The sequence below is a fragment of the Corynebacterium mendelii genome (assembly GCF_017307055.1).
GTDB classification, from domain to species: domain Bacteria; phylum Actinomycetota; class Actinomycetes; order Mycobacteriales; family Mycobacteriaceae; genus Corynebacterium; species Corynebacterium mendelii.
Genome location: NZ_JAFLEQ010000011.1, coordinates 80,291 through 91,133, shown reverse-complemented (window position 1 = coordinate 91,133; position 10,843 = coordinate 80,291). Strand labels below are relative to the sequence as shown.

The window sequence follows — 10,843 nt, the reverse complement described above, 5'->3', positions numbered from 1 at the left end:
GTTGCGGTCGGTCAGCAGCCAATGACCACCTCCCGGCACATCTCGTGGCGCCGCCTAGCGACGCTGCCAACGGTTGTGCGGCGCCCCTAAGGCCGCGGGCAGCACGCCGCGCGCATGCTCTCCGCGGTGCCGGTTGCCGGAGGATCATTGTCCCGGGTGAAACACCCGCGGGCGGCCAACCCGACGGTGGCTTAGTCGGCCGTGGATGATGTGGTGTGGGCGCGGAGAAACCGCTGTGGTTTCTGGCTGCGGCGCACCACGGTAGAGCTGTACCTGGCCTGCACCCGGTTCACGGCCAGGGACACCACCACTCCCAGCGGGATGGACACCATCACCGTCGGCCAGCCGTAAGAGAGCACGGCCAGCACATCGAACTGCACCAGATAGATGTAGAGCGTGGCCGATGACATCAGGGTCACCGGGGTGAGCAGAATACGGGGTACCGGAAGCCGGGGCACAAACAAAAGCACCAGCAGGACGACGAACACATAGAAACGCTGCTGTTCAGTCCAGAAGTAGTCCCGGGACACCACCGCAAACACCGCCACAACCAGAAGCTTTTTCGGGTAGCGGTCGGCGTTGAGCACGGCAAGCCCCAGCAGCACCAGCCACAGCACACCAGCCGGATCCCAGCGCAAAATATCGACGTCGAATGCCAGCGCGTAGCGGAACCCGATGGCAACGGCAAGAAGTGCCAGCGAGGTTGCGAAGGGATGCCGCCGGTAGGAGCCGACCACCGGGGGGATGCAGAACACACCGGCTATCAGCCCCAGATCCCACATGTAGGCCTCAATGAACCACAGGTGGCGCTGCGATCCGGGAAACTCCCACAACCAGTGGATCAGCAGCGCATTGGACAAGCCGTAGGTGCCGGTGAACAGCACCCCCAGGGTGGCGACGATGGAGGCGGGGACCGCCACCGACACAATGGTGCGGAGCACAGAAGACAGGCGCTGTGTCCGGCTGGTTTTGCTCAAGGTGAACATGCCCAGGGCAAAGCCCGCGACCATCAGCAGCGAATGTGCGCCGCCGGTGACATCCATGACCGAAGCGTGGCTGGCGACAATGGTGAACGCGGCCACCATGCGGATGATGACCGGGCTGTCGATCCACACCGCTTTCCAGGGGGCCATTCTGACATGTGTGTCCGGCAGCAGCGTGGACAACGGTTCGTTGGCCCAGCCCACCGGAAGGGTGCCGCATACTTTCGTCAGGGCCGCGGCGGCGGCCACCTGGTTGAGGGAGGTACCGCCGTTGGCGGCAAACGATTTGTTGAAGTCGATGCCGTCGACTCCCAGAATCCGTTCCAGTTGCCCGGCTACACGTTTCTCCGGGCTCGCAACCTGCTGCTGTTCCGCTTTCTCAGCCTGCCCGGTGATCTGTGCGACCATCCGGTCGGCCGTGGCCCGGTCCGGTTTCTCATTGGCCAGCCGCGGCAGCACGCCGGTGGCGGCGACACTGATATGCCCGGCATCAATACCTGTGTGGTCAACCAGGAATTTTCTCACCGCCGCCGGCCCGGCGCTGCCGTCGGTGACCGAGGTTTGTTTCTCCACCAGCACCCGCACGCCGCTGTCATCACCGGTGACCAGGCTGTTGATGCCTTTCTCCGACAGCATTTCCTGCAGCCGGTGCAGTTCGATGCGAAGCCCTGCGATCTTGACGAAGTCGGCTTTGCGCCCGGTGATGGTGACCAGGCCGTCATCATCGACGGTTCCCACATCGCCGGTGTCCAGATGATCGATCATCACCCCCAGCGCCAGATCCTGCGGGGTGTGGGCGTAGCCCATCATCACATTCGGCCCTTCGAACACCAGCTCCCCGGTGCCGTCGGGGGCCGGATCACGCACCGTCATCGAACAGCCGTCAAGAACATACCCGGCCGCATCGGGATGGGTGGCGGCACACCCTTTTTTCATCACCGTCATCCGGGCGGTGGCTTCCGTCTGCCCGTACATCACCCGGAAATCGATGCCCAGCCGGTCACAATCACCGGCCCAGGCCACTGTTTTGTGCCTGTCAAGCTTCCCGCCCGCCTGGTAGATCAGGCGCAGCGCGCCGGCTGCCGCCGGAAGCGGCGCGGTGGCACGCAACAGGTCCAGCATGTGCGGGACGGCGCCGAAGTTGGTCACCCCGAGCTGTCGGACACGGGTGAAAAACTCCGGGTCGGTGACACCGTAGTTGCCGACCACCAGGCTGGCGCCGGCCAGAAGATGGGTGTTGACGACACTGAGGCCGAAAGAATAGTGCGGCGGCAGGACAGTCAGTGACCGGTCGGCGGCGGTAATGCCCAGTGCCTGCACAATCCCGGTGGCGTTGGCGACGATATTCGTTCCGGTCAACCGGACCAGTTTCTGGGAGCCGGTGGTCCCCGATGTCGACATCAGCACCGCGGTATCCGGGTGAATGTCGTGGTGGGGGGTCACGGCACAGTCCGCTGTTATCTCCCCGGAGCCGTCGCCGAGCAGGAAACACCCGTCGGCGGTGACTGTCACATCAGCCGGATAGCGGTCGGTGACCGGCTCATACTGCCCCGGATCCGGTGCGGTGAGAAGCACCGCATGTCCTGTTTTCAGCGCCGCCAGATAGGCGATGATGCAGCCGGTGGTGCGGTGGAAAGGCAGATGGACCAGCAGTTTGACGTCCACCGGCAGCACAGCGCAGGCCCTGTCCACCAGATCGGCCAGCTGGCCGTAGGTGATTGTTGCACCATCATCTGCGATCAGTGCCGGATCGCCCGGATCTCCGGTGCCGGTCAAACAATCGGTCACGGTCGGGCAGGTGGTACTCACAGAAGAAGACACGTCGGTTAAAAAAGCTGCAATCTCACGAAAAGGGGACAAAGGGGCGGATGACCATACGGGGCGACCACACCGTCAGTATGCGTGGCCGGAGAACAATAGCCTCAATATAGACGGTTCGGTTACCCTAAACAAGGCCGGTGCACAGCTGTTCTTCAAGGTCCAGCTGCGAAAAGGATTCTCCAGCACCGCATTGATCCCCCTTTCTTAACAAGGACTTAAAGGAGGTAGGGGCCCGTTGACCGCTGCGACTGAGCCACCAACCGTCACTTGTTGGTGGGCCTGTCTCCACAGCGCGGACATCCGCCTTAAGACCCTGCTCCGGCCCGCTGACAGCACGCGGATACAACAGTTCACCCAGCCCTCTGACCGGGGTCGGCGCATGGTGGCCCAGGTCCTGGTGGATGCCCTTGCCCCGGACAGCACACGACTGTGCCCGGAGTGCGCCTCCCGCAGCCACGGGGCGGTGGTGGCCCGCAGCCGTTTCGTTTCGGTCAGCCATGCCCGCAGCCTGGTGGTGGTGGCTGTATCAGACTGGCCGGTGGGTATCGATGTCGACCATGCCGGGGATATCCGCGGCACCACAGGCGCAACCAACCCCCACCTCTGGACCCGTCGGGAAGCGGTGGTGAAACTGCGCGGAATCCGGGATGCCACCGCAACCCTGGCCTGCGCCGGTGTGTCCGTCTGCCCGTGGCCGCAGCATGCCGTGGCCACCGCAGGACAAGTGGCCACCACTGATCTGGTCATTCCAGCCGGCCGCGGTACCGGCCGTTACGCCGCTTCTGTGGCGTGGCCGACCAGCGGGACCACACCGGCTCACAGCAGCATGACTGTGGTGCACCGGGACGGTGACAGGCTCATTGCCCGCCTGTTGGGCAAGCAGCAGACCGCACCGTGATCCACAGTCCCGGATACCGCGGCGCCGGGCGGGACATGGCCGCCCCGGACAAGGATCCGGCGGGCGCCCGGTGGAACCCGCGTGGCCACCGGGGTGTGACCGCCCAAGCTGATGCGGGCGGTCAGCGCCAGCCCATGGTCATCAGCAGGCCGACGATGAACAGCCCGAAACCGATGCCGTAGTTCCACGGGCCGAGTTCCCGCATGAACGCAATGTCCGGGCCCACCAGATAGTTGGCCACCAGCCACAACAGTCCGGCCAGCATGAAACCGAACATGAGGATCTTGTACCACAGCGGCGTGCCGGAGGAATTGATCTTCACCGGGGTCCGGTTGATCGAACCCGACTGGGGCATCGAAGAGCGGGAAACCTTTGACTTGGGCATGGGGATCGTTCCTAGAGTTTGTTTTTCGGCACAGGGCCCCCGACGCAGATCACGCGGGGGCTGTGTTGTGTGTAAAAGACTAGCGCACCCCAATCTAACACGGGGAAAACCACCCGCCGGCATGCCTGCGGGAGGCGCTAGTTGCCGAAGGCGGCCAGCGGATCAAAGGAGCCGACCCGGATGCTGACCAGGCCGTCGTTTTTCAGCATGTCGCCGGGCAGCGGGGTCTGTGACTGGATCAGCCCGGATTCCACCAGGGATCCGGTGGGTACCGGCTGGCTGAGCAGTGAGGTCTGCGGGGCGATCCACCCGGCCGCCCGCAGCGCCTGGAAAGCCTGGTCGGGATTCATGCCGGTCAGATCGGGCATCGACACCAGCAGCCCGTTGGATACTTTGACCACGATGGACGAACCCGTCGGCTGGTCGGTGCCTTCGTGTTCGCAGTCGACGACGGTGCCTTCCGGCAGCTCGGAGTCAATGTTTTGGACCACCGGGGTGAATCCGGCGGCGATCAGATTGGATTCGGCCTGCTGCCACTTCTGCCCGGTGATCACCGGCACCCGCTGGGTGCCGGCCCCGGTGGAGACGGTGATGGTGACTTTTGATCCTTTGGCCACCTGCTCGGTGGGGGACGGATCCTGGTCGATGACCCGCCCGGCGGCGACGGTGTCGCTGGTTTCTTCCCTCACTTCGGTATCCAGCAGCAGCCCGGCGCGCTCCAGTATGGTGGCCGCGACTTCGGTGGTGCGGTTTTTCACGCTGGGTACCGTGGTCAGGGTTTGCCCCGAGGAGACACTGATCACCACCGTGGATCCTGTTTTCAGCTGGGAACCGGCCCCCGGGTTGGTGGCGATGACGGCGCCTTCGGCAATATCCGGGGAGGCTTCGGTGGTGGCGGTGACCACCAACCCCAGGTTTTCCAGATCTGTGGTGGCATCCTGTTGGCTGTGGCCCGCCAGCTGCGGGATGGTGGCGGTTGTTTCCCGCCCCCCGGTGAGATAGTCCCAGGTGAAAAACGCGCCGACAATGATGACGGTGACTGCCAGCACACCGATGACAGCTGTCAGCACCCCGCCGGTGCGGCCGGACTCGGCCGGGACGGGTTCGGCGGCGTGCCGGCCGGCCGGGGCCGGGGCACCGGGCCCGGGCGGGCCGTCCGGGTGCCCGCCGTCGGGGGCGTGGTGGCTGTGGTGGTCGGGAACCGACCGCTGCACCACGGTGACGGCGGCTGTTTCGGCGGTAATCGGGTTGGCCACGCCGTGCCGGTTCCCGGCGGCTGGCGCCAGGTGGGCTTTCGCCGCGAAGCTGACCGCGTTACGGCTGACCAGTTGCAGGTCTTTGCCCAGTTCCGCGGCCGACTGGTAGCGGTCGGCCGGGTTTTTCGCCATGGCGGTCAGCACCACCGAGTCGATGTTGACGGCCGCTGTGGGGCTTAAATCCGGGATCAGTGTCGACGGCTGGACCGGGTTTTCCTGCACATGCTTGTAGGCCACCGCGAAAGGTGAATCGGCCTCAAACGGCGGGTTGCCGGTCACCGCCTCGTAGAGGACACACCCCAGGGCGTAGACATCGGATCTGGCGTCTGCTGATTTGCCGCGGGCCTGTTCCGGGGACAGGTATTGGGCGGTACCGATCACCGCCTGGGTTTGGGTCATGGAGGCGGCCGCATCGCCGGTGACCCGGGCGATGCCGAAGTCCATGATTTTCACGTCACCGGTGTTGGTGATCATGATGTTGGCGGGTTTGACGTCGCGGTGCACAATGCCCTGCTCGTGGGAATGCTGCAGCGCAGAACACACCGGCAGCAGGATTTTGGCTGCGTCCACCGGGGTGTAGGGGCCGTCCTCGTGGACAATGTCGCGCAATGTGCGGCCCTGGACACGCTCCATGACGATATAGGGCACCTGGACGCCGTTGATGTCGGTTTCCCCGGTGTCATAGATTTGCACGATCGCGTCATGGTTGAGTTTTGCCGCGTTCTGCGCCTCCCGGCGGAAGCGTTCCCGGAACACCTCGTCACTGGCCAGGTTCGAGCGCATCATTTTCACCGCCACATCGCGGCCCAGCATCGTGTCGGTGGTGGCGTAGACATCAGCCATCCCCCCGGAGCCGATGATGAACCCGAGCTTGTAGCGGCCGGCCAGAAGATTGTCTGTCACAACGCCTCCTCGGGGGCGCGGGCGCCGTCGGCGCCGTCGGCGGAATTGTCAGTGTTGCCGGTACCGGTGCCGCGCGAGGATGGCCCGGACACGCCGGTCCGCTCCGGCTGGCCGGATGCGCCCGGCGCCCGGTCAGCGCCGGTCGCCGACGGGGCAGCACCGCCGGTGGCCGACGGGGCCGGCGGGGTGCTCGCCGACGGGGCAGCACCGCCGGTGGCTGTCGCGGCGGGCCGACTGGTGGGGCTGGCCTGGCTGGTCGGGGGCTGGACCGGGGGAACGGTGACGGTGGTGGTGATATTCCGGGTGGTTGCCACCGCCGACGACTGCTGCTCGCGGCGCCGTTGTTCTTCTTCCCGGCGCTGCTCTTCTTCCCGGCGCCGCTGCTGTTCCTCCCGCCGCTGCTGTTCCTCGCGGCGCTGTTGTTCCTCGCGGCGCTGCTGTTCCTCGCGGCGCCGTTGTTCTTCTTCCCGGCGCTGCTGTTCCTCCCGGCGGGCCGCATCACTGTCGGTGGTGGTGGGGGCTTGTTCGGTCGGGGTGACCGGCGCCGGCGGTGCGGTGGGGGCGCCGGTGACCGGCGGCAGGTGGGTCACCGGCGGGGTGGTGGGGGTTGACGGGGGGCGGGTGGCCGCATAGGCGATGGCGGCCACCGCCAGGGCCATGGCCACCAGGACCGCGACCAGGACCCACAGTTTCCCGGTCGAACCGCCGGATTCGACCACCGCCGGGCGGATGGCGGCGGGCATGGCCCGCCCGCCGGGCCGGCGGTCCTCCGGGTAGGTGGTCGTCGGCACGGTCGCCCGGCCCAGCGCCAGCCGGGCTTCCGGGTCGGCCGGGTGGGACGGCGCTGCGGTGTCGGCGACCGCGGCGGCATGCGGCAGCGGCGGCCGCTGGCCGATGCGTACCGCGCAGATCGCCTGCGCGAATTCACCGCCGTCGGCGTAGCGGCGGGCCGGATCCTTGCGCAGCGCCAAACCGATCAGTTCCCGGGTGTGGTCGGTGACCGATCCGGGCAGCTGCGGGGCGGGGGTGTTGATGTGGGCGATGGCCACACTCACCGACGAATCGCCGCTGAACGGCCGGTGGCCGCTGAGCAGTTCGAAGCCGACCACAGCCAGGGAGTAGACGTCACTGGCCGGATCCACATCGGTGCCCTGGGCCTGCTCCGGGGAGACATACTGCACGGTGCCGACCACCATGCCGGTGCGGGTCAGCGGGACAGCGGCCGCGGCTTTGGCGATGCCGAAGTCGGTGATTTTCACCGTCCCGTCTTCGGTGATCAGCAGATTGCCGGGTTTGACATCCCGGTGCACCATGCCCATGGAGTGGATCACCGCCAGGCCGTGGGCGGCCTGCTCAATGACATCCAAAGCCAAAGGTTCTTCGAGTTTGCCGCGGCGGTGGATCAGATCGGCCAGGGATTCACCGCGCACGTATTCCATGACGATGAAACAGAACGTGTTGCCCGCCGGGGCGGTGACCTCCCGGTAGTCGTAGGTTTTGACCACGTTGACTGATTCGATTGCCCGCGCCGCGGTGGCTTCGTTGCGGAAACGCGACAGAAATTCGTGGTTGTCGGAAAATTCCGGGCGCAGCACTTTCAGCGCCACATCCCGGCCGTGCAGCATGTCGTGGGCCAGCCACACCGTGGCCATGCCGCCGTGGCCGATAATGAACTGCAGCCGGTAGTCGTCACCGATCAGGGCCTGCAGCTGCTGCTGTTCCCGCCCCAGGGTCTGCTCCGGGTGATCGCTCATGACTGACCACCACCCGCCGGGACTGTTTCCGCCGCGGCGATCACCGCCCGGCCGATGGGGGCGGCCACCGTGGCGCCGGTGGCCTCCCGGCCACGGTCGCCGCCGTTTTCGACCACCACGGCCACCGCCACGTCCTTGCCCGGATCAAAAGCGATGTACCAGGCGTGCGGTGCGGAGGAACGCGAATCGACACCGTGTTCGGCGGTGCCGGTTTTCGAGGCCAGACCACTGCGCCCCCCGGAGAAGCGTTCACTGGCCAGCATCATCTGGGTGATTTGTTCGGCGACTTGTTCACTCACGGGCCGGGACAACTCCTTTGGTTTGGTCACCGTAACCGGTGACAGATCCGGGGCCTGGACACGGGAGACCACATGGGGTTCCATGCGGACACCACCATTGGCGATGGTGGCGGCCACCACCGCGTTTTCCAGCACCGTCATACCCACATCATGCTGGCCGATCGCCGACTGGGCGCGCACCGAATCCTGCGACAGATCCCCCACGGTGCCCGGCTGGTAGGGCAGGCCCAGATCATAGGTGTCGGTGACCCCGAACTGGTCGGCCATCGACACCAGATCCTTGTCCCCGACAGCCACCCCCAGTTCGGCGAAAGCGGTGTTGCAGGAACGCTGGAAGGCGTTGAGAAGACTGGTGTCGGCCTCCGGGCCGCAGTGCTCGCCCCCGTAGTTTTCCAGGGTGGCGGTTGATCCGGGCAGCGTGATCGAGGACGCGGCGGTCAGCCGCGACTCGGGGGTGTAGCGCCCGCTGGCCAACGCTGCCGCGGTGGTGATGACCTTGAATGTGGATCCGGGCGGCAGAACAATCTGGGTGGCATGGTTGACCAGGGGTTTGTTCTCCGCCAGGGGCGGGGTGGTCAACTCCTGCCAGGTGTCCCGGGCGGTGGAAGGGTCGGCGAGCAGCGCCGGATTGTACGACGGGGTTGATGCCATGGCCAGCACTTCCCCGGTCGACGGGCGCAGCGCCACCACCGCGCCGGTGAAGTTTTTCTCCGCCATCATCCGGTAGGCGGTGGTCTGCGCCTGCGGGTTGAGGGTCAGCTCCACGGTGGCCCCCACCGTCGGTTTGCCGGACAGATAGTTCCTGATTCCGCTGACTGAGGTGCCCAGGTTTTTGCCCGACAGCACCGCATTGTGGGATTTCTCCAGCCCCGACAGCCCGTAGATGTCGGAGGCAAACCCCACCACCGGCCCGTAGGCGGTCAGGTCGGTGGGATAGGTGCGGTGGAAAAACCCGTCGGGGCCTTTCTCGGAGGCCGCCAGCACCAGCCCGCCGGCGGTGATCGCACCCCGCTGCACCGACTTCATCTCGTAGGTGGCGCGCTTGTTGTATTCGTTGCTGACATAGGTGTCACGGGCAATGACCTGCACCCGGGTCAGGCTGCCGATCATCACCACCAGCAGCAGCATGCACACCAGGGCCACAGCACGGATCGATCTGTTCACTGCCCGCCCCCCATCACCGTGGCCGGCCTGCGCGCGGCCGCGGGGCGGCGGTGCCCCCGGTAGGCGGTATCCGATATCCGCATCAGCAGCGCCACCAGAATATAGCTGCTCACCAGTGACGATCCGCCCGCACTGACAAACGGTGTGGTCAAACCGGTCATCGGCAGCAGTGCGGACGTACCCGCCACCACGGTGAACAGCTGGATCATCATGATCACCGCGAAACCGCCGGCCATCAGTTTGCTGAACGGATCCGCGGCCGCCAGCGCAGCCACCAGGCCGCGCGCCACAATCAGGGTGCTGACGACAATCAGGGCACTGACACCGGCAAGACCGGTTTCCTCACCGAAGGCGGTGAGAATGAAGTCGGTGTGGGCCACCGGAACATCCTGCGGCCAGCCGCGCCCCAAACCGGTGCCGGTCAACCCGCCCCACGACCAGGAAAACATTGCTTCCGCCGCCTGGTAGGTGGTGTTGGTCGGGTCAGACAGCGGATCCAGGCCCTGGATGCGCTGCTGGATTTTCTCCGACACGTGGTACATGATCCACCCGCCGACACCGATGAGCACCAAACCCAGACCCACCAGGCTGGTGCGGCCGGTGGCCATGTACAGCATCGCCACCGCGGTACCGAACAGCAGCAGCACCGGGCCGAAATCGTTCTGGAAGACCAAAATCACCATCGCCACACCCCAGAACACCACCACCTGGGCGACATCGCGCAGCCGGGGGAAGACAATCCCGAACTTTTTCGTTCCCGCCAGATTGAAGGAATGCCGGTGCTCGCTGAGGAAATAGGCGAAGTAGATGATCAGGAGGATTTTCGCCAACTCGCCCGGCTGGATGCTGCGCCCCCCGATGGAGATCCAGATCCGGGTGGTGTCATCAAGCCGGTCACCCGGCCACAGCAGGGCCACCAGCAGCATCACCAGACCGGCCAAACCCAGCAGATTCGCGTAGCCTGCCAGCTTCGCGCCATTGCGCACCACCACCGCCACCAGGACAAACACCACCAACCCCAGCAGGGTGAACCGTAGCTGTGACGGGCCGGCCACAACCGGAATGTACTGCGGGTTGCGATCCGCCCTATCCAGGGAAGCCGCGTCCAGCCGGTGGAGCATGACGATGCCCACCCCGTTGAGCAGGGCCACACACGGCATGATGATCTGGTCGGAGGACGGAACAACAGCGGTGATCACCAGGTGGACCACCAGCAGTGTGACCGCGCAGGCGATGATGAACCAGCGGGTGTCGAGACTGTAGTGCGGGGAGGTCACACTGGCGCCGGTGGCGGTGGCAGCTGCCGCCACAATCGCCAGCACCAGCACAAACAGCAGCCGTTCGGTGCGGCGGGCGGCAAGTCGTTTCAGATACGTCACG

Annotated in this window: 7 protein-coding genes; 1 reads left to right on the top strand and 6 read right to left on the bottom strand. The window is 65.7% G+C overall.

From position 1 onward, the window contains the following. Nucleotides 1–191: 191 nt before the first annotated feature. On the bottom strand, nucleotides 192–2,792 hold the full coding sequence (locus JZY06_RS06945) for an AMP-binding protein (RefSeq protein ID WP_207278830.1): 2,601 nt from the start codon (nucleotides 2,790–2,792) through the stop codon (nucleotides 192–194). A 391-nt stretch (nucleotides 2,793–3,183) separates the two neighbouring features. On the opposite strand from JZY06_RS06945, the gene JZY06_RS06940 reads away from it, so the two are divergent. Continuing rightward, nucleotides 3,184–3,702, top strand: coding sequence for a 4'-phosphopantetheinyl transferase family protein (locus JZY06_RS06940; protein ID WP_207278829.1), 519 nt, complete (start codon nucleotides 3,184–3,186; stop codon nucleotides 3,700–3,702). A gap of 121 nt (nucleotides 3,703–3,823) precedes the next feature. Here JZY06_RS06940 and crgA read toward each other — a convergent pair whose 3' ends face one another. From crgA to JZY06_RS06915, 5 genes are all read right to left on the bottom strand, one after another. Then, nucleotides 3,824–4,087 (bottom strand): cell division protein CrgA, encoded by a 264-nt coding sequence (gene crgA, locus JZY06_RS06935; protein ID WP_207278828.1) that lies wholly within the window; start codon nucleotides 4,085–4,087, stop codon nucleotides 3,824–3,826. A gap of 137 nt (nucleotides 4,088–4,224) precedes the next feature. Continuing rightward, on the bottom strand, nucleotides 4,225–6,246 hold the full coding sequence (gene pknB / locus JZY06_RS06930) for a Stk1 family PASTA domain-containing Ser/Thr kinase (protein ID WP_207278827.1): 2,022 nt from the start codon (nucleotides 6,244–6,246) through the stop codon (nucleotides 4,225–4,227). Continuing rightward, the gene (locus tag JZY06_RS06925; protein ID WP_242516792.1) at nucleotides 6,243–8,000 is read right to left on the bottom strand and encodes a serine/threonine-protein kinase; all 1,758 of its coding nucleotides are present in this window, start codon (nucleotides 7,998–8,000) and stop codon (nucleotides 6,243–6,245) included. Before JZY06_RS06925 ends, pknB begins: the two co-directional genes overlap by 4 nt. Then, entirely contained in the window at nucleotides 7,997–9,463 is a 1,467-nt protein-coding gene (locus JZY06_RS06920; RefSeq protein ID WP_207278826.1) for a penicillin-binding transpeptidase domain-containing protein, read from the bottom strand. The genes JZY06_RS06925 and JZY06_RS06920 overlap by 4 nt, the downstream gene beginning before the upstream one ends. Continuing rightward, nucleotides 9,460–10,842 (bottom strand): FtsW/RodA/SpoVE family cell cycle protein, encoded by a 1,383-nt coding sequence (locus JZY06_RS06915; protein ID WP_207278825.1) that lies wholly within the window; start codon nucleotides 10,840–10,842, stop codon nucleotides 9,460–9,462. The genes JZY06_RS06920 and JZY06_RS06915 overlap by 4 nt, the downstream gene beginning before the upstream one ends. Nucleotide 10,843 lies beyond the last annotated feature (1 nt).

What these genes read in the sequence shown, in the direction of transcription:
- JZY06_RS06940 (WP_207278829.1), top strand. Translation starts at nt 3,184, where the DNA reads ATGGTGGCCCAGGTCCTGGTGGATGCCCTTGCCCCGGACAGCACACGA.
- JZY06_RS06925 (WP_242516792.1), bottom strand. Translation starts at nt 8,000, where the DNA reads ATGAGCGATCACCCGGAGCAGACCCTGGGGCGGGAACAGCAGCAGCTG.
- crgA (WP_207278828.1), bottom strand. Translation starts at nt 4,087, where the DNA reads ATGCCCAAGTCAAAGGTTTCCCGCTCTTCGATGCCCCAGTCGGGTTCG.